The organism is Sphingomonas sp. ATCC 31555 (assembly GCF_000282895.1).
Taxonomy (GTDB): Bacteria; Pseudomonadota; Alphaproteobacteria; order Sphingomonadales; family Sphingomonadaceae; genus Sphingomonas.
Map to the genome: position 1 here is coordinate 24613 of NZ_ALBQ01000040.1, position 19291 is coordinate 43903.

Here is a 19291-nt window from a genome sequence, read left to right on the forward strand (position 1 = left end):
TCGCGGCGACGCCGGCTCGTATCGGGTGAGCGCTTCGGAACAGAAAGCGCCGACAAAGGGAGAGGCTTCACCCATGTTTTCCGTGCGTTCTCACATGCTCGGCACCGCCGCTGTCGTGCTGGCGTCCACCCTGCCGACTGCAGCGACGGCCCAGACCCGCCAGTTCGACGTATCGGCGCAACCCGCCCGGACCGGTATTCCGCAATTCGCGCATCAGGCCGGCATCCAGATCCTTGTCCCCGGCCCCCTGACGGCGAACCTTCGCGTCAACCGAGTGAAGGGCTCGTTCGACGTCGCCTCGGCGCTGCGCCTGCTGCTTGATGGGACCGATCTGGTGCCGGTGCGTGCTGGCGGCGCGATCGTCCTGCGCCGCCGTGCAACGAGTGAACGTGTCGCATTCACCCCTGCGACTGCGCAGATCGAGCCGGCGTCGATGCAGGTCGCCGCCGAGCCCGCGCCGCAGGAAGCTCAGCCGGAGCCGGAGGAGATCGTCGTCACCGGCATCCGCGCGTCGCTGCAGCAATCGATCAACGTCAAGCGCGCTGCCGGCAACATCGTCGACGTCATCACCGCGCAGGATATCGGCAAGCTTCCCGACCAGAATGTCGCCGAATCCATGAGTCGTATCACCGGCGTACAAATCACCCGTCGCGAGGGCGATGGATCGAATTTCACTGTGCGCGGCATTTCGCAGAACCGGCTGGAGATCAACGGCCGCACCTTCCTGGGCCCTGGCGCCGGCGGCAGCGCGTCACTCGAATCCGTAAGCCCGGAGATCATCTCCAGTATCGTCGTGTCGAAATCGCCCACAGCGGACATGCCGGAGGGCGCGCTGGGCGCTACCGTCAACCTCAAGACCAAGCGGCCGCTCGAACTCGCCGACTTCGTTGTCAGCGGGCGCCTGCAGGGCGCCTATACCGATCAGGCCGATCACCTCGGCTATCGCGGCTCCGCGCTGGTGTCGAAGACGTTCGGGGATACGTTCGGTATCTTGGCCAGCGCGGCCTATTCGAACACACACACCCGCGGCTATTCGTTCGATACCGGCGGCTGGACCCGCACCAACAATATCGACGGCAATGGCGACGGGGTGAACGATCCCGGCCTGTACCGCCCCAACCGCTACATGGCCCGCATCTATGATCGCGCCGAGGAACGGCTGACGCTGAACAGCTCGATCCAATATCGCCCAAGCGAGCGCTGGGAGATGATCCTCGACGGCACGTACACCCGGCTGAAACGCGAGCGGCAGAGCGCCAACTACCAGATCCTCTTCAACGACAATGACGTGGGCGCCGTGGCTGACGCCAATGGCACGGTGGTGCGCTCGACCTATACCGGCGTGACCGTACGGCCGCTGATCTATGACGAGCCGACCGAGTTCAAATCGACCAATATCGGCGTCTCGACCAAATATGAGGGCGACGTGGTGACGGTGAAGGCCGATGCGTCCTATGCCAAGGGGCTGGGCACCGATGGCGGGCCAGGTGCGTCCTTCACCTATGTGGTGGTGCCGCGTACCGGGCGCACCGCCAACGCCACGATCGACTTTTCCAGGCGCGGCACCGTGCCGGACCTGTCGCTCGCGTCCAACTTCAACCTGAACGATCCGACGCAGTATCAGCTTGCCTCAATCTTCGAGAACGACTTCCGCACCGACAATAGCGGCTATGACGGACGCGTGGACTTCACGATCCGCACCGATTTCGGCCCGCTGCGGTCGGTAGAGGTCGGCAGCCGATATGAGTCGATCCAATTCTATTCCGAAGCGCCGCAGAACATCCCGACGGCGGCCAGCCTGTTGTCGCGCGGCGACAAGAATGGCGACGGAATCCTGACCGTCGATGAGCTGCCCGGGCTGGTGTACGACAACCAGCAGGGAAGTTTCTATCCCGGCGTGCCCGGCGAGTTTCCCCGCGATATCCTGGGCGGCACGACCGACAAAGAGGCAGCACGTGCGGCCTTTGGCCTGCCGGTCCCGCGCGCGGACACGATCCCGTTCGGGCGGGTCTCGATCAAGGACGTGACTCAGGACACCTTGGCCTTCTATGCCAAGGGCAATGTCGAAACGACGATCGGATCGATGCCGCTCACCGGCAACGCCGGCGTTCGCTACATCACATTCGAGCGGATCTCCTCGGGTTACCTTTCGGATACCCAGCCCACTGCGTCCAAGTCGCGGTTCGGCTATTGGCTGCCGAGCGCCAACGCGTCGCTCGACCTGCTTCGCAACCTCACCTTCCGCCTCGCTGCGGCGAAGGTCGTCGCCCGGCCGAGCCTGAGCGATGTGGGGGTCAGCTTTGTGCCGCTATTCGTCTCGCGCACGGGATCGCGCGGCAACCCCGCACTGCGCCCGTTCGAAGCCACTCAGTACGACGCGACGCTTGAATGGTATTTTGCGCCCTCCAGCGCGCTGACCGTCGCCGGCTTCTACAAGAATGTTGATTCCTTCACGCTCAACCGCACGCAGAGCGAATTCATCCCCGGCCTGTCCGACCAGGTCGATCCGAGCACGGGCCAAGCCTATGGCGTGTTCCAGATCACGCAGCCGGTCAACGGCGCCGCCGGCAAGATCAAGGGCGTCGAGCTTGCCTATCAACAGTCGCTCCGCTTCCTGCCAGGGCCTTTGGGCAACCTAGGCGTGCAGGCGAACTATACCTATGTCGACAGCGAAACGCCGCTGATCGACGAAGCGACCGGCGCCCGGCTGCCGCTGCCGGGGCTGTCGAAGCACAGCTACAACCTCATTGGCTTTTACGAAGACAAGACGCTCTCCGCCCGCGTCGCCTATATCTATCGCTCCAGCTACTTGCTCGGTCAGGGCAGCGCCGCGGCAGGCGGCAGTTCCTATGCGGCAGCGCGAGGCCAGCTCGACGCTTCGGCGCAGCTCAACCTAACCCGCACGGTGCGGCTGACGGTGGAGGCGATCAACCTTACCCGGTCCATCGACCGGCAGTATCTGCAGGATCCGACCCGGCTGCTCACAAGCGCGCGCGAAGATCGCCGAATCTTCTTCGGCGTAGCGGCAACCTTTTGAAGGTGGTGATGGACATGCGGCCCTTGCTCCTCGCGTCGGCGGCGCTGCTCGCGCTGCCCTCCCCCGCGCGTGCACGACCTGTGGTGCCCGCTGCTGCGGACATCGTCATCTATGGCTGCACCGCCGGCGGCGTGATCGCCGCGATCGAAGGCCGCAGGCTCGGGCGCAGCGTCACGCTGGTCTGCAGGGACGCGTATTTGGGGGGAATGACCACCAACGGGCTGAGTTGGTCCGACACCGGCAACCACCGCGCAATCGGCGGACTGGCGCTGGAATTCTATCGCCGAGTGAAGCGGCATTATGACAACCCTGCTGCCTGGAACCATGCGCCGCGCCCGGCCCGGGCGGAGAACTTCATCGACGACGGCGCCATGTGGCAGTTCGAACCCAAGGTCGCCGAACGCATACTGGAGACCTGGGTGCGCGAGGCGGGGGTGCAAGTGGTGCGTAGCCAGCCGCTCGACCGCACCCGCGGCAGCGTCGAGCGGGCCGGCACCAGACTGGTCGCCTTTCGCTCGAATGGGGGGCAACGCTTCGCCGGCCGCATGTTCATCGATGCGAGCTACGAGGGCGATCTGATGGCCGCCGCCGGCATTTCTTACACAATCGGCCGCGAGGCCAATGCCACCTATGGCGAGACGCTGAACGGCGTGCAGCTGGGAAAATCCACCAACCACCAGTTCACCCTCGATATCGATCCGTACAAGGTGCCGGGCGATCCCGGCAGCGGCCTCCTGCCGCGTATCAGCGCCGAGAAGCCTGCGCCGGACGGCAGCGCCGATCGCAAGATCCAGGCCTATACCTATCGTCTATGCCTGACCGACGTCGCCGCGAACCGCATCCCGCTGCCCAAGCCGGCGGGCTATGATCCCGGGCAATATGCGCTGCTTCTGCGCTATATGGACGCGGGTTACCGCAACTTCTTCCAAAAATTCGATCGCATCCCGAACGGCAAGGCCGATGTGAACAATTTCGGCGGCTTTTCCACCGACAATATCGGCATGAACTATGGCTATCCCGAAGGCAGCGACGCCGAGCGCGCCGCGATCGCGCGCGAACATGTCCGCTATCAGCAGGGCCTGTTGTGGTTCATGGCGCACGACCCCAAGGTGCCCGCCGAAACGCGTGCGGAGATGGTCCGCTGGGGCCTGTGCCGCGACGAATTCACCGCCAATGGCGGCTGGCCGCGGGAAATGTACGTTCGCGAAGCGCGGCGGATGGTCTCCGATTTCGTAATGGCGGAGCCGGAGGTGCGTGGTCTACGCCCGACTCCGCGAGCGGTGGGCATGGGATCCTATCAGATGGATTCGCACAACACCCAGCGCATCGTCGATGCCCGGGGCTTCGCGCGCAACGAAGGCAATATCGAGGTCGGGGTCGGCCACGCCTATCCGATCAGCTATGACGCGATCGTGCCGAAGCGTGCGGAGGCAACAAACCTGTTGGTGCCGGTCGCGCTTTCGGCCTCGCACATCGCCTATGGCACGATCCGGATGGAGCCCGTCTTCATGATCCTGGGCCAGTCGGCAGCAGCCGCCGCCGATATCGCGCTCGCCAACAAGACGTCGGTGCAGGACGTGTCCTATCCCAGCCTGCGCCAGCGTCTGCTGGCGGAAGGGCAGATCCTGGCGCTGCGCCGGTAAGCGTACGCGGACGCCCACCGGCACTTCGCCTGCGCCCCTCCCGCCGGCGATCCCCCGTCGCTCAGGCGATTGGGCGCGCCGCCCGTAGCGTCAGCTTGCCCGGCAACAGCGGCTCGGCGCGGGCGCCGTCCGCCACCGCCGCGACGGTGATCGTGCCCGGTCGTCCCGTCGATTGCACGATTATCTGCGCCAGCCCGTTGAACAGCGACCGGCGCGGCTCCTTGTCGCTTTCCAGGCAATTCGGATCGCCGTTACCAACTCCGATAATCGCGCCCGGCCCCTGAATCGTGAAGGCAAGCTTGTCCATTGCCGTCGGGATCGGCCGCCCCCGCGCATCGAGCAGTTCGGCCTTCAGCATCGCCACGTCGCGGCCGTCCCCTTGGATCAACGTGCGATCGGCAGTCAGCCGGATCGTACGAGCCGGCCCGGTGGTCTCGCGCCGCTGGGTCAGCAGCCGCCCGCCCTTGCGGCCTCGCGCCTCGATGGCACCGGGCTGATACGGCACCTTCCATTCGAGATGGCCGAGCGGCGGCACCGATTGCGTGCCCATGCTGCGGCCGTTGAGCAGCAATTCCACGGTGTCACAGTTGGAATAGACCCACACCGACACCGTCTCGCCTTCGCGGCCTTCCCAGTTCCAGTGCGGAAAGACGTGCAGCGACGGCTCGGAACGCCACCAGGCGCGGTAATAATAGTGATAATCCTTGGGGAACCCGCACATGTCCACGATGCCGAACTGCGAGTTGATCGACGGCCAGCTATAGGGCGTCGGCTCGCCGCGATAGTCGAAGCCGGTCCAGGCAAAACCGCCGGCCGACCATTGCTTGCCGCCATACAGCTTCCACCAGTCTTCCGGAGTCTTCCCCCAGCCGACCACGCCGTCATAGCTGTTGACGGTGTTACGGGTCGGATCGCTGACATATTCGCCGCGTGTCGAAATCGCGCTCGACGTTTCGGAGCCATAGATCGGGCGCGTCGGATGCTTCGCATGATAGGCTTCGGGATATTCCTGATGATAGTTGAAGCCGATGATATCGAGCGGGTCGCTCACCCCCTGTTCGTTGTCGTCGTTGACCGCCGCCGACACCGGCCGGGTCGGATCGAGCGCATGACAGCGGCGCACCATGGCGGCGGCGATCGGCTTGCCCTGCTCGGCCATTTTCTTCTGCAACAACCATTCTTCGTTGCCAATCGACCAGATGATGACGGAAGGCGCATTGCGGAAGCGCTTCACCATAACTTCCAACTGCGCCATCGCCTCGGGATTGGAACTCATCTGGCGCGTCTCGCACATCACCAGCACGCCGGCACGATCGCATTCCTCGACCCATTCGGGCGTCGGCATGTTGTGGGTGGTGCGCACTGCGTTGCACCCCATCTCGCGTAGTACGTTCAGCCGATAGCGCTGGATCGCGTCGGGCAGCGCGGCGCCGACGCCGGCATGGTCCTGGTGATTGCAGGTGCCCTGCAGCTTCAGTGACTTGCCGTTGAGAAAGAAGCCCCGATCGGCATCGAAACGGAAGCTGCGCACGCCAAAGGTCACGCGATCGACGTCGCGGACGCTACCGCCGGCTGCCAGCCGTGCGGTGGCGGTATAGAGCGCCGGCGTCTCCACGGACCAGAGCTTCGCCTCGGGCAGGGTCGCGTGGACTTGGCTCTCGGCGGTGCCGCCCGCCGCGACACGAACCGCGGGCGCGGAGGCTCGCGCCACCACTTGCCCGGCAGCATCGGCGATGGTCCATTCCACCACAGCCTGCGTGTCGGCATCGGTTTCGTTAGCGACGAGGGTCGCTAGGTCGAGCGTCGCGCCGCGCCCTTCCGGCGTCGCCCGCACCACGCTTTCCCATCGCCCGAGATAGACGGGATCGTGCTTGGTCAGCCAGACATGGCGGTACAGGCCCGCGCCTTCGTAGAACCAGCCATCGCCCATCGACGCATCGACGCGCACGACGACGATGTTGTCGCCGCCATAATGCAGGAAATCGGTAAGGTCGAAGCGGAACGGCGTGTAGCCATCATTGTGGCGGCCGATATAGCAGCCGTTCACCCATAGGATCGCATCGCGCATCGCGCCATCAAACTCGATCCAGGTGCGGCGGCCGCGGTCGCTCGCCGGCACATCGAACCGGCGGCGGTACCAACCAATACTCGTCTCCGGATAGCGCCGGCCCAGCGGCTTGTAGCCATGGCCGCGATTGTTGGCGTCGCCGCTGCCGCGATCGTCATGGACAAATGGCAATTCGACCGCCCAGTCGTGCGGAAGATCGAGCGCGCGCCAGCCGCTATCGTCGAAATCGGTCTTGGCGAGCTTGAAGTCGCCAGTCTTGGCGAAGTCGCTCTGGCCATAGCCGAAGTCGAAATCCTTGGCCGGATCGCTGCCATGCCCCAGGGCAAACCGCCATCCGCTGTCGAACGGCAATATCTCGCGCGGCGCCAGTCCCATCTCACGGGCCGAAACCGGCAGGTCGGTCGCAACCGGGGCGGCGCGAGCCGCCTGCGAAAGCAATGGCGCGGCAGCGGCAAGCGACAAAACGGTGCGGCGAGAAGGGTCGAACAGGCGGTCGCTCATGATCGGATTCCGATGTTGAAGGTTGCTAAGAAGTGGAAAGGACGAGACTTCCTGACGACCGTTCAGCCGCCGGAGCCGGGCAGAACGCAAGAATACGCTTGCCACATGAAAATCAGTTTGCAAATATGCTAGCAGTAACAGGGGGGCGCCTCCAAGGTGCTGCGAAATGACCCGAGGAGCGGATGACGAACTTCAGCAAGCGTGAGATTCTGGCCGGCTCGTTCGCGACCGCCTTGGCAGTGGGAAGCGCGGGACGCGCTCGGGCGCAGGTGGGGCAGAAGCTGCCGGGCGCCGATGTCGATCCGGTGGCGGCACCCGGGCCGTTCAAGCCTACCGGCGCGTCGCTTTCCACCTACCGGACGCCGGACTGGTTCCGCGACGCCAAGTTCGGCATCTGGGCGCATTGGGGCCCACAAGCCGTTCCTGCGCAGGGGGATTGGTATGCGCGCTTCATGTACGTGCCCGGCCATCCCCATTACGAGCACCACCTCAAGACCTACGGCCACCCTTCCGAAAAGGGCTACAAGGACATCATTCCGCTCTGGACCGCTGCCAAGTTCGATCCGGAGGCACTGGTCGGTCGCTATGCAGCGGCAGGGGCAAAGTATATCGTATCCATGGGCGTCCACCACGACAATTTCGATCTGTGGAAGTCCCGCCATCACCGCTGGAACGCCGTGGCGATGGGGCCGAAGCGCGACATCGTCGGCGAACTCAAGGCGGCGGCCAAGCGCCGCGGCCTGCGCTTCGGCGTGTCCGAACACCTCGGCGCCAGCTACAACTGGTGGTATCCGAACCAGCTCTACGATCAGTTCTGGCCGCGCATGGGCAAGCGCTATGATGGCGCCGACCCGCGTTTCGTCGATCTGTATCACGGTAATCGCGACGAGCCGTTCCTCGGCGATGCCGATACCTGGTACACCAAGAACCCCGAATATCAGCGCCATTGGTTCGCCCGCATCCGCGACCTGATCGACAATTATCAGCCCGACCTGCTCTATTCGGATGGCGGCGTGCCGTTCGGCGAGATCGGCCGCGCGATGGTGGCGCACCTCTACAACAGCAGCATTGCCCGCAGCGGCAGGCTGGAGGCGGTGTACAACCACAAGGCGCTCGGCTCAGGGGAGTTCAACCAGGCCTGGGGTGTCCAGGATGTCGAACGCGGCGTGCTCAACGGCATCAATCCCCTGCCCTGGCAGACCGACACGTCGAACGGCGACTGGTTTTACAGCGAAAACGATCGCTACAAATCGGCCAGCGACGTGATCACGATGCTGGCGGACATCGTCTCGAAGAACGGCAACATGCTGCTGAACGTCGTGCTGCGCGGCGACGGCAGCCTGCCGCCGCAATCCGAGCAATTGCTGACGGAACTCGCCGCCTGGATGGCGGCGAACGGCCCGGCGATCCACGGCACCCGCCCGTGGCGCATCTTCGGCGAGGGCCCGACCGAAGCCAAGGAAGGCGCTTTCCAGGAAAAGGCGGCCTATACGCCCGAGGATATCCGCTTCACCACCAAGGGGGAGCTACTCTACGCGATCACGCTCGGCGAGCCAAAGGGGCCCGTGGCGATCAAGGCGCTCGCCCGCGGCAACCGGCACGAGAAGCGGCGGGTGCGTCAAGTACGCCTGCTCGGCCACCGCGGCGCGGTCGACTTCCGCCAGACCGACCAGGCGCTGGTGATCACCCCGCCGGGCAACCTGCCCACGCGCCACGCCAGTGCCTTCGAGATTCATTTCGCCTGACCGGCGGCCTTTTAGACGGACGGATGACCATGACCCATCGCCCCGCCAAGCGCACACTCGCCGTGCGCCTTGCCCTCACGCTTGCGGTGACAACGCTGCCAGTATCCGCTCTCGCCCAGAGTGCCGCCGGTCACCCGGATTGGCCGGGCAAGGGAGATCTGTTCGTCGGCACTTGCTATCAGCCGGTCGATCGCAGCCCTGAGCAGATCCGCCAGGACATCGCGGTGATGAAGGCGGCGGGCTTCACGATGGTCCGCATGGGCGACCTTTCTTGGGATTCGTTCGAGCCGCAGGAGGGCCGCTTCACCTTCGAATGGTTCGACAAGGTTATCGACCAGATGCACGCGGCCGGCATCCGTGTGGTCGTCGACATTCCCGGCCAGCCCGCGCCGATCTGGCTGCACAAGCGCTATCCGGGCGTCGATCTGGTCAGCCAGGCGGGCACGCGGCTCAACGCAGCCTCGCGCTATTGGGACAATATCAGCGATCCCGACTATCGCCGGCTCGCCCGCCGCCTCGCCGACAAGATGCTGCAGCGCTATGCCAAGCATCCGGCGGTGATCGCGGTGGGCTACGACAATGAGATCGGCAACGGCCGCATGTCCTATTCGGAGGCGGATCGGAAGCGCTTCGTCGGCTGGCTTCAGAAGAAATACGGGACGATCGAGGCGCTCAACAAAGCCTGGGCGACGCAGCGCTGGTCACGGCGCGTGAACAGCTGGGACGAAGTCGATCTGCCCTACGGCGAGGGCCCAGGCCCCAATGAGCGCAACCTCGATCTGCGCCGCTACTGGTCCGACGACACGATCAGCGCGCTCAAGGATCTCGAAGCCTCGCGCAAGGCCAACGCCCCCAACCTGCCCGTCGCCTCCAATTTCTGGCCGACCGCCTGGACGAAGGGCTTCGACTATCTGCGCTCCTGGGATGAGGTTTCCACCTATGGCGCGCAGGGTTTCTATCCCGGCGATCCGCTCGGCGCCGGTTTCGAAGTGATGATGAATCGCGCCGGCCACGACACGCCGGTCTGGTTCAACGAATTCACTGCCGGCGGCGGTGGCTATTACGGCACGCCCGGCCGCTCGCGGATGTGGGCCTATTTCGGGCTGCTCTATTATTCGCAGACCTTCCTCGCCTGGACGTTCAACTCGCATCTAGGCGGCGAGGAGCAGGCGTTGTTCGGCCTGATCGACCACGACGATCGCCCCTCGTGGAAGGTCGACGAGTTCGCGACTATCGCCCGCGAGTTCCAGAAGCTGCGCGGCCTGGGCTTCCCACGCTACCGCGCGCCGCAGGTGGCGATCGGCTACTCCTTCGGCACGATGTGGCTGACCAGCCCGCCTCAGGGCCCGAACACGATGAAGGAATATTTCAAGGTCGATTATACCGAACAGGCCAAGGCCGGTTATGCGCCTTTCTTCCGCGACAATATCGATGCGGCGGTGATCGACATCGGCCACGACTCAATCGACGCCTACAAGCTGGTCGTGCTGCCGGCCGCTTATCTGCTCGACGAGAAGATGACCGCCGCGGTGCGCCGCTATGTCGCCGCGGGCGGGACGGTGATCATGACCGGCTATTCGGCCAAGGTCGATGCCACCGGTAAATGGTTCGGTACACCGTTGCCCGGCGGACTGACCGATGTCTTCGGCCTGCGCACCAACGAGTTCTACCGTTCGGAGACGCCGCTCAAGGTCAGCTTCCAGGGACAGACGCTGACCGGCACCGACCCCTATTACGAAGTGCTGGAGCCGAGCAGCGCCACCACGCTCGCCAGCTTCGACAACACGCCCAAGAAGAGCCCGGCGATTACCCTGAATCGCTATGGCAAGGGCCGCGCCATCTACCTCGCCACTGCGGCGCAGGAAGCGCTGCTCGCGCCGCTGGTCCGCTCGCTCTACTCGACGCTCGGCATTGAGCGCGGGCCGGAAACGCCGGAGGGTGTGTTGGCCCGTGTCGTCGAAGGCCGCACGCTCTACGTCAACACCACGACATCGCCTGTGCGCATATCCATTGCGGGTCGCAAGCGCGATGCGATCGCCGGCGCTAGCTTCAATGGTTCGCTGCCCCTGCCCGCTTATGGTGCTGCCCTATTGGAGTGATCCGGCAGCACCGCGTTTTCGCAAATGCAAAATAGATCGCGCATGTGAACGTTTGCACGCACGGTCTATTCCGGCTCGTACCCCAGTCGATCGGAAATCCGTGCCGTAGCGGCGCGCAGCTTTTCGCGCGCCGCCTCAAGATCCATCTTCTGTGAGCCGTCGATCAACGCGAGAAAGGGAATCGTCAGCGCCGCGACGACGATCCGGTCGAAGCCGAAGATCGGGTAGCTGATATCGGTGACACCGAAAGTGACCGGGCTCTTGCGGCTGTCATAACCGAGCCGCCGGACGGTCGCGAGCCGATCCGCCAGCCAACTGCGGTCAACAGCGGTGCCCCGCTCCTCTTCCGCCGCGCGCACCATACGCTCGGTGAGGTTCAGGTTGGAAAAGGCGAGCAGCACCTGGCCCGAGCAGCTCTGCACCAGGTCGATCTGCGCGCCCACCTTCAAAGCGAATCCGCGACTTGCCGGCGATTCCTCACGCGCTACCACCAGGCCATGTCCCCGACTGGCGACAACCAGATGGCAGGACTGCACCGTATCGCGCGCGAGCATCTGCATCTCTGGCAACGCGGCGCGAATCAGATCCTGGGACGGCGTGGAACGCAACGCGACGTCGAGCAGCTTATAGGCCACGGCATATTTGTCGGTCACCTCCGATCGGCGGAGATAGCCCAGCTGCTCCATCACGACGACGATGCGAAACAGTTCGCCCACCGATCGGCCGAGCTCGGCCGCCATTTCACTTACCAGCGCGCCTTCGGGGCGACCGGCCAGCAACTCGATGACTTCGAACGCCTTTTCAATCGCCGGGGCGGAATAGGTCTTCTTGGACCCGGTTCGCGCCATAGTGCCTCCTTTGCCGTGTGCACCCTCCCTCGCGCGAAAGCGCGGCGCGTGCAACGGGGCACTGCGGCAGCCGTCCCTAGGTGCAGGTCCGCTTTCCCTCGGAGAATATCAAAACCAAAAAATTTTAGTTGCCGCATATGAATTCCAATTTTCATATGCGGCAGGTAGCGCTATCATCATATTTATAAGGTCGGCAGAAACGGCGGCTATCTGGAGGGGAAAGACGATGAGGGGTACGACACACATCTTTGCGACGGCATCCGTGCTGGCGATGACCACGGCGGCGCTCGCACTGCCGGCAGCGGCCCAGACGACCACGCCGCAGGACAGCCAGGAACCGTCCGCGCCTGCCACCGAGGCGGATCGGGCCGCCGTGGAAGGCGAGATCGTCGTCACCGGCCTGCGTGCCAGCCTCGCTTCGGCCCAGGCGGTGAAGCAGAACGCCGAACAGATCGTCGATTCGATCACCGCGCAGGACATTGGCCGCTTCCCCGACGTCAACGTCGCGGAGTCGCTGCAGCGCATCTCGGGCATCCAGATCCAGCGCAACCTCGGCGAAGGCAGCACGGTCGCAATTCGCGGCCTGAGCAACATCCGCACGGAGCTGAACGGCCACGATATCTTCACCGCCAACGGCGGCGTCGGCCTGTCGTTCGAAGAAGTCGGGCCCGATCTGCTCAGCCGGGTCGACGTGTACAAAAATCCCTCGGCGGAGATGATCGAAGGCTCGCTGGGCGGCACGATCGATCTGCGCACCCGCATGCCGTTCGACGCCAATGGCCGGATCATCTCTGCCACCGTCGCGGGCACCCGCTACGATCTTGCCAAGAAGAATGGCTGGAACGCCTCCGCGCTCTACAGCAATCGCTGGAACACCGGCATTGGCGAGATCGGCTTCCTGCTAAACGGCTCCTATCAGAAATCGGCGTTCCGGCAGGACATGGATCAGATCGAGCCCTATCTGTGGCACGGCCCCAATCCGTCGCCCGATGGTGCGCCGGTACAGTCCACGCTGGTGCCGGGCTATGCCAATCAGAACGTCCAGGTTCCCAAGGGCGGCGGCTTCAACGTGGCGCAAGGCGATCGGAGGCGCACCAGCGTTTCCGGCGCGCTGCAGTGGAAGCCGGCTGACAACGTTGAAGTCTATGCGCGGGTGCTCAACGCAAGCTACAAGTTCCGCGACACCGGCGTTGCCTATTTCGCTACCGACGAGAGCGCGGCACCGGTCGGCACCTTTACGGTCGAAAACGGCGTCGCCACGTCAGGCGCATTGGCCAATCCGTCCGGTGCGGCGATCACCTACGGCGCCAATCGCTCGACCCGTACCACGGACATCAGCGGCGGCTTGAAATGGTCCATCGGCGACCATCTCCACTTGGTGTTCGACTATCAGCATATCGACGCCAAGGTGGATCAGGACTCGCTGAACCTCACCATCACGCCCTATGCCGCCAGCGGCGGCGCGCCGGGCGTGTTCACCGGCAACTATTATTATGTCTTCGACAATCGCGGTGAGTTCCCCACCCAGGGGGCGATCGATCCGGTGACGGGACAACCGTCCAACTTCTTCGCCAACCCGGCGAACTACGGCTTCACCGCGATCCAGCCCACGCGCACCCGCAACACTGCCAAAGGCGACAGCCCGCGGCTGGACCTGACTTGGGAATTCGATGACGGGAGCTTCCTGAAGTCAATCACCGCAGGCGCCAGGTATAGCGGCAAGACCGCGATCAACCGCGAGACCAACGTTGGGAACTGGACGACGATTGGTGGCACTTGCGCCAACTGGTCGACGGCAGCGAACTGCTACCGCGTTTCCGATCACCCCGAATTCGTCGAGAACAATCCGGGCCAGGCTACGCTGCTGCGCGGTGCCGCGTCCAGTTCGGTGTTCGGGCCTATCCTGCAGTGGAACCTGTATGACGCCCAGCATCCGGAATCGGCCTCCGCGCACGTCAAGGAAATCAGCGGGCAGACGGTCGGCTTCGGTGATCTCGACAACCCGGCGCAGTCCACCACCAGCCGCGTGAAGGAACATGATTACGCCGCCTATCTGCGCACGGCGTTCGGCACCGACATTGGCAGCATGACGTTCGACGGAAACATCGGCCTGCGCTATGTCCGCACGGAGGCGACCGGCACTGGCTTCGAGGTGCTAAGCTATCGCACGGCGGGTGGCACCAATCCCACCAGCACATCGATCGTCGAGCCCTATGAAGGCGGTCGCAACTATTCGAAATGGCTGCCCAGCGTGAACCTGCGGCTCCGCATCACGCCTCAGATCCAGGCGCGCTTCGCATTTTCGAAGAACATCTTCCGGCCCACCTTTACCCAGCTCAACCCCAGCTACACGCTGTCACCGGTCTATGACGGGGCAAGCGCCACGCCGACTCCGATCAACGCCTCGGCACCCTATAACCCGACGACCAATCCCTATCAGGGATCGGGATCGGTTTCGGGCAACCCCAATTTGCGGCCGGAGCGGGTGACCTCGTTCGACGGTGCGCTGGAATGGTATTTCGAACGCGCCGGCTATGTGTTCGTCACCGTCTTCCGCAAGGATCTGCGCGACATTATCGACAGCCGCAGCTTCCTGACGTCGCGCGACATTGCGGGCGTCGGCACGGTGCAGTTCAACGTCAGCGCCGTAGTCAACACTCCCAAGGGCTCGGTGCAGGGCTTCGAAATCGGCGGCCAGAAGTTCTTCGACTTCCTGCCGGGGCCGCTGTCGGGCCTCGGCATCTCGGCAAACTACACCTTTGCAGACAGTGATGCTGGCACGGTCGCCTCGGGGTCGCTCGGATCGCAGACCCAGTTCGCGGTCCCTCTGATCAACTTGTCGCGCAACAGCTACAATCTGATCGCGCTCTACGACAAATACGGAATCAACGCCCGCGTCGCCTATAACTGGCGCGACAAATATCTGGACTCGATCTCGGAAGTCGGCGCCGCCAGCCTGCCGATCTACTTCAAGGCCTATGGTACGCTCGATGCGTCGCTCAGCTACGATATCACCAAGCAATTCTCGGTGACGGTCGACGGGCAGAACCTGCTCGATACGGTCAACAAGAGCTACCAGGGCGAGCCGCGCTACCTGCGAAACTACCAGATCAACGATCGGCGCTTCTCCGTGCGGCTGCGCGCGCTGTTCTGATCCCAGCGCCCGGGTACCTCCTCGGTTAGGGCGCACTCCTGGAGGGCAACTGCGCGAGCATTCGTGCAGTTGCCCTTCTTTTCCGACAATCCTGTAGGCGGCGCGGGGATGCGCCGTGGGGAACGCAGCATGCAGGACAAGCCGGTTACCAGCGTCGTGATCGCCGGCGGCGGTACGGCCGGGTGGATGGCCGCGGCGACCCTGTCGCGCAATTTCGGGCCGGACGCGCTGAAGGTCACTCTCGTGGAGTCGGCCGAAATTGGCACCGTCGGCGTCGGCGAGGCGACGATCCCACCGATCCTGCAGCTCAATGCCCAGCTGGGAATCGATGAAGACGACCTCCTCCGGCGCACCCAGGGCACCTACAAGCTGGGGATCGAATTTGTCGATTGGGGGCGGCAAGGCAGCCGCTATTTTCATCCGTTTGGCAGCTATGGCGCAGACCTTGGCGGAGTCGCCTTCCACCATCACTGGCTGCGCACCCGCGAAGGAGCACTGGCCGACTATTCGCTCAACACCGGCGCGGCACTGGCCGGCAAGTTCGATCGGCCTACCGAAGATCCGCGCAGCGTATTGTCGAAACTGTCCTATGCGCTGCATTTCGATGCGACGCTCTACGCCGCGTTGCTGCGCGAGCGATCGCTGGAACAGGGCGTCGAGGCGGTCGAGGGGCGGATTGCGCGGGTGGTGCTTGATCAACTGTCGGGGCATGTCGATCGCCTGGACCTCGCCGACGGCCGAACACTGCGGGCCGATCTCTATATCGACTGCACCGGCTTTCGCGGCCTGCTGATCGAGCAGGCGCTGAACACCGGCTATGAAGACTGGAGCCACTGGCTGCCGATGGACCGCGCGCTTGCGGTGCCGACCGCGCCGGCCGGCCCACCTTTGCCGTATACGCGTTCTACTGCCGATGCCGCAGGCTGGCGCTGGCGGATTCCGCTGCAGCACCGGGTGGGCAACGGCCATGTGTATAGCAGCGCCTTCACCGACGAAGCGGCGGCGACGGAGGCACTGGTCGCCGGTCTGGACGGGCAGATGTTGGCGGCGCCCCGCGCGCTGTCGTTCACGACAGGCCGGCGTCGCAAGATGTGGAACCGGAACGTCGTGGCGCTGGGGCTGGCGGGCGGCTTTGTCGAGCCACTGGAGTCGACCAGCATCCATCTGATCCAGCGCGGCGTCGTCACGCTGATGTCGCTGTTCCCCGCCGGCGGCTTCGTCCAGGCGGAGATCGATTGCTACAATCGGTTGATGCAGGCGGAGATGGAGGAAGTCCGAGACTTCGTCATCCTTCACTATAAGCAATCCCTTCGGGACGACACGCCTTTCTGGCGCGCCGTGCAGGCGATGTCGGTGCCCGACAGCCTGGCCGAGCGCATGGCGATCTTCGCCCATTGCGGACGCCTGCTGCTCGGTCCCGGCGAATTGTTCCGCGAGCCGAGCTGGGTTGCCGTGATGCTGGGCCAGGGCCTTGTGCCGCAGGGCTATGATCCGCTCGCCAACGGCATTCCGGAGTCCGATCTGCGCCCTGCACTGCAGCGGATGCGAGCGGTAATCGGCCGCGGGGTAGAGGCGCTGCCTTCGCACGCCGCGTTCCTCCGAGAGCGTTCATCCGCCGAACCCGGTGAACGCGCCGGCTAAGGCCCGCAGCGCGCAGGCATTGCCCGCAGGCTCCTGCCGGAGGGCTGCCGGAACGCCCGCGCCAGCGCGACGTTTTCCAGCGACTGGGTGAGCGCCCGCCTCCGCACGGCAGCGCGAACTTAATTTGCAAGGGCGCCGCCCGGCGCCTGCGCTAGCGACGGGAAGGAACACGGCATGAAGCCAGCAACCGCAGCCTTGCTCGGCGGGCTTGTCGCCGGGGTGGTGACCACGGGCGTCATGATCGCCGGCCGCAAAACCGGACTCCTCCACAAGACCCTGGATCGCGACGCGGTCGACTGGATCGATCGGACCACCGGTTCCCGCGCGGCGATCGGCGATCTCGGCACCAGCCTCGTCGAATTCGGCAATCATCTGGGTGCCTCGGCGGCGTTCGGCCTCGGCTATGCCGAACTGCGCCGCGCGCTGCCGGATAGCTCGGCTGTGCTGCTCGGGGCCGCATATGGCGCCGGGCTCTACGCGGTGAACATCGCCGGCATTGCGCCGCTGCTCGGCATCACCGAAGGCGAGAAGAAGGCCGGCCCGTCCAAGGCGGCCGAGCGACTGGGACTGCACCTGCTGCAAACCATATTGACGGCAGTGATCGCCGATCGGCTCGTCCCGCCGAGGCGTGCCGCCGCATGACGGCCCGCCGGTAGCTGCACACCGATCCGGCCGCGGCGTCTGCCCTATGCCGCCCGCCGCCGCCTGGTCCATGCCAAACCCAGAACGGTGAGCGACGCGAGCAGTACGACGCCCCCCGCAAGCGTCGCGTCGTCGCCTTATCGCTGGGCCGTGGCGCGGCCCCTCCACCGGCCGCTGCATAATCGGGCAGGCGCACCTCCTCGGCATCGCGCACCAGCGCCGCCGCGAACAGCTTTCGCAGCGCGGGCGTTGCGGCAAGGCGCAAGGTACCGTGCATCACCGAAATCTCCGCCCGGCTGTGCGGCCAAAGCAGCCGCGGCACGATCTTGGGAACCCCCTGTCCTTCCTTGACGAACGGCCGCAGGATTTGTTCGTAGCGCGACAGGGCAGAGGCAAGAGTCGGCGCCGCCGCCAGCTCGTTCGCCAGCACATAGCCGCCAACGATCGCCAGCGTGGTGCCGATGCCCGACAGCGGCGTCGCGCATCAGGCGGCATCGCCGATCAGGATGACGCGGCCGTTCGACCAGCGATCCATCTTCAGCTGGTGCAGCACTTCGAAGTAGAAGTCTTCCGTCGCATCCATGCCGTCGAGCAGACGGCCGAACAGCCATTCCTCGCGGTCGAACAGCTCGCGCAGCCAGGCCTTCTGCCGGGCGGTGTCCCAATGCTGCCCCTCCCCCGGCTTCTTCTGCACGCCCATATAGACGTGCAGCTTGTTGTCCGGGCCAGGCTTCAGGATGGCGCCTCGCCGGGAAAAACCCTTTCCCGCGTCGATGATCCCACGCCCTCCGCAACGATCACCAGATCATAGCGCCCCTGCCGCCCGCTCTCGAATGTCACGTCGACGCCGCCGCCATCCTGCGACACGGCGGCGATCGTGTCTCCGAACCGGAACGTCGCGCGGTCCTGTGCAGCTTCGTGGATCAGCCGGGCAATGTCACCGCGACGGATTTCCAACTCGGCGCTGGGCCCCTCGCCCTTTTCCGCCACTTCGAACCGTGCGATCGTCCGATCCTACGCGTTCACCCAATCCGTGCCGCGTTCACCCGTGGTGCGTTCCAGCGCGCGCGCTTCCAGTCCCATGGCGCGCAGCACCTTGCGGCCGGCGCCGCGCACCTCGACATTCTGGCCGCCATCAAGGAAGCAGGCGCTTTTCTCAACCACCTCCACATCGAAACCATGACGGGCCAGCCGCGAGGCCGTGGTGGCGCCGGCAACGCTGGCACCTGTGACGAGAATACGGTTCGGCATGATGTACTCGTTCGGCAGGCAGAAACATCATGCATGATATTATGTTCCGCTCGCACTTTCCAGATTGGCGATCAACCGCTGTAGGAGGCGCGTCAACGCCTGCGCCTCCTCGGGAGAAAGCGCCGCCACGCCCAGCGCATTGGCGTCGAGGAGGATCTCGCGTCCCAGCGCAGCTGCCGCCATTCCCCGTTCGGTCAACGAAACCAGGGCAGCCCGCCGGTCGTCTGCGCTCGGCGTGCGCGCGATTAGGGCCAGAGCCTCCAGTTTCGCCAGCAGCGCCACCATCGCCGGCTGCTTCACGGCTGAATCGGCGACAAGATCGCGCTGTCGCATCGGCCCTTTCCACGACAGCAGCAGGATCGGTCCGAGCAGGGCAAGGGTAAGCCCGTGTGGACGCAAGCGGGAATCGACCAGCCGATTGAACACGCGCGCGGCATGATTGGCCAAATACCCCGGCGCGATCGCAGCCTCGGGGTGAATTGCAGGGTCTTCTCCTAGCGCCATGCCCTGTCTCTAGCGCCGGCCGTCAAACCGGTCGACACGTCGATCTTCAGCAAGCGGGTCGCATGCGAGTTCGCCGACCTGATCACTCAGTGTGGGCCGCCGAAGACGGTGATCATAGACGCACAAAAGCCCCGGAGCGTTAGCTTCGGGGCTTTTGT

Annotated in this window: 13 protein-coding genes; 7 read left to right on the forward strand and 6 right to left on the reverse strand. The window is 64.6% G+C overall.

The window, feature by feature from the left end:
• Window positions 1-73 precede the first annotated feature (73 nt).
• Both B215_RS0115275 and B215_RS0115280 read left to right on the forward strand, forming a co-directional pair.
• On the forward strand, window positions 74-3037 hold the full coding sequence (locus tag B215_RS0115275; RefSeq protein WP_152997760.1) for a TonB-dependent receptor: 2964 nt from the start codon (window positions 74-76) through the stop codon (window positions 3035-3037).
• Window positions 3038-3051: 14 nt separating this feature from the next.
• Entirely contained in the window at window positions 3052-4680 is a 1629-nt protein-coding gene (locus B215_RS0115280; RefSeq protein ID WP_050990199.1) for an FAD-dependent oxidoreductase, read from the forward strand.
• Between the two features lie 61 nt (window positions 4681-4741).
• On the opposite strand, the gene galA is transcribed toward B215_RS0115280, so the two are convergent.
• A complete protein-coding gene (galA, locus tag B215_RS0115285) occupies window positions 4742-7249 on the reverse strand; it encodes a beta-galactosidase GalA (RefSeq protein WP_019370521.1) in 2508 nt (835 codons plus the stop codon).
• A 182-nt stretch (window positions 7250-7431) separates the two neighbouring features.
• On the opposite strand from galA, the gene B215_RS0115290 reads away from it, so the two are divergent.
• Both B215_RS0115290 and B215_RS0115295 read left to right on the forward strand, forming a co-directional pair.
• The gene (locus B215_RS0115290; protein WP_019370522.1) at window positions 7432-8994 is read left to right on the forward strand and encodes an alpha-L-fucosidase; all 1563 of its coding nucleotides are present in this window, start codon (window positions 7432-7434) and stop codon (window positions 8992-8994) included.
• A gap of 29 nt (window positions 8995-9023) precedes the next feature.
• Window positions 9024-11093 carry a beta-galactosidase gene (locus B215_RS0115295; protein ID WP_026009306.1) on the forward strand — a complete coding sequence of 690 codons (2070 nt, stop codon included), beginning with the start codon at window positions 9024-9026 and terminating at the stop codon, window positions 11091-11093.
• 65 nt (window positions 11094-11158) lie between these two features.
• On the opposite strand, the gene B215_RS0115300 is transcribed toward B215_RS0115295, so the two are convergent.
• Entirely contained in the window at window positions 11159-11941 is a 783-nt protein-coding gene (locus B215_RS0115300) for an IclR family transcriptional regulator (protein ID WP_019370524.1), read from the reverse strand.
• Between the two features lie 226 nt (window positions 11942-12167).
• On the opposite strand from B215_RS0115300, the gene B215_RS0115305 reads away from it, so the two are divergent.
• The 3 genes from B215_RS0115305 (at window position 12168) to B215_RS0115315 (ending at window position 17378) form a co-directional block, all read left to right on the forward strand.
• Window positions 12168-15095: a TonB-dependent receptor gene (locus B215_RS0115305; protein WP_037513923.1), complete on the forward strand. Its 2928-nt coding sequence runs from the start codon at window positions 12168-12170 to the stop codon at window positions 15093-15095.
• A 129-nt stretch (window positions 15096-15224) separates the two neighbouring features.
• Window positions 15225-16736 carry a tryptophan halogenase family protein gene (locus B215_RS0115310; protein WP_037513934.1) on the forward strand — a complete coding sequence of 504 codons (1512 nt, stop codon included), beginning with the start codon at window positions 15225-15227 and terminating at the stop codon, window positions 16734-16736.
• A 174-nt stretch (window positions 16737-16910) separates the two neighbouring features.
• Window positions 16911-17378 (forward strand): hypothetical protein, encoded by a 468-nt coding sequence (locus B215_RS0115315; RefSeq protein ID WP_019370527.1) that lies wholly within the window; start codon window positions 16911-16913, stop codon window positions 17376-17378.
• A 484-nt stretch (window positions 17379-17862) separates the two neighbouring features.
• On the opposite strand, the gene B215_RS21595 is transcribed toward B215_RS0115315, so the two are convergent.
• The 4 genes from B215_RS21595 to B215_RS0115335 are packed head-to-tail and all read right to left on the reverse strand — an operon-like array spanning window position 17863 to window position 19055.
• On the reverse strand, window positions 17863-18072 hold the full coding sequence (locus B215_RS21595; protein WP_173644868.1) for a hypothetical protein: 210 nt from the start codon (window positions 18070-18072) through the stop codon (window positions 17863-17865).
• Between the two features lie 38 nt (window positions 18073-18110).
• On the reverse strand, window positions 18111-18368 hold the full coding sequence (locus B215_RS21600) for an FAD-dependent oxidoreductase (RefSeq protein WP_026009309.1): 258 nt from the start codon (window positions 18366-18368) through the stop codon (window positions 18111-18113).
• A gap of 24 nt (window positions 18369-18392) precedes the next feature.
• On the reverse strand, window positions 18393-18629 hold the full coding sequence (locus B215_RS21605; RefSeq protein ID WP_026009310.1) for an FAD-dependent monooxygenase: 237 nt from the start codon (window positions 18627-18629) through the stop codon (window positions 18393-18395).
• 39 nt (window positions 18630-18668) lie between these two features.
• Complete coding sequence (locus B215_RS0115335) at window positions 18669-19055, reverse strand: MarR family winged helix-turn-helix transcriptional regulator (protein WP_236704425.1); 387 nt, start codon at window positions 19053-19055, stop codon at window positions 18669-18671.
• Window positions 19056-19291: the final 236 nt, after the last annotated feature.

Coding starts and splice junctions, on each gene's coding strand:
- B215_RS0115290 (WP_019370522.1), top strand. CDS start 7,432: ATGACGAACTTCAGCAAGCGTGAGATTCTGGCCGGCTCGTTCGCGACC.
- B215_RS0115275 (WP_152997760.1), top strand. CDS start 74: ATGTTTTCCGTGCGTTCTCACATGCTCGGCACCGCCGCTGTCGTGCTG.
- B215_RS21605 (WP_026009310.1), bottom strand. CDS start 18,629: ATGCCGAACCGTATTCTCGTCACAGGTGCCAGCGTTGCCGGCGCCACC.
- B215_RS0115295 (WP_026009306.1), top strand. CDS start 9,024: ATGACCCATCGCCCCGCCAAGCGCACACTCGCCGTGCGCCTTGCCCTC.
- galA (WP_019370521.1), bottom strand. CDS start 7,249: ATGAGCGACCGCCTGTTCGACCCTTCTCGCCGCACCGTTTTGTCGCTT.
- B215_RS0115315 (WP_019370527.1), top strand. CDS start 16,911: ATGAAGCCAGCAACCGCAGCCTTGCTCGGCGGGCTTGTCGCCGGGGTG.
- B215_RS0115300 (WP_019370524.1), bottom strand. CDS start 11,941: ATGGCGCGAACCGGGTCCAAGAAGACCTATTCCGCCCCGGCGATTGAA.
- B215_RS0115280 (WP_050990199.1), top strand. CDS start 3,052: ATGCGGCCCTTGCTCCTCGCGTCGGCGGCGCTGCTCGCGCTGCCCTCC.
- B215_RS0115305 (WP_037513923.1), top strand. CDS start 12,168: ATGAGGGGTACGACACACATCTTTGCGACGGCATCCGTGCTGGCGATG.
- B215_RS0115310 (WP_037513934.1), top strand. CDS start 15,225: ATGCAGGACAAGCCGGTTACCAGCGTCGTGATCGCCGGCGGCGGTACG.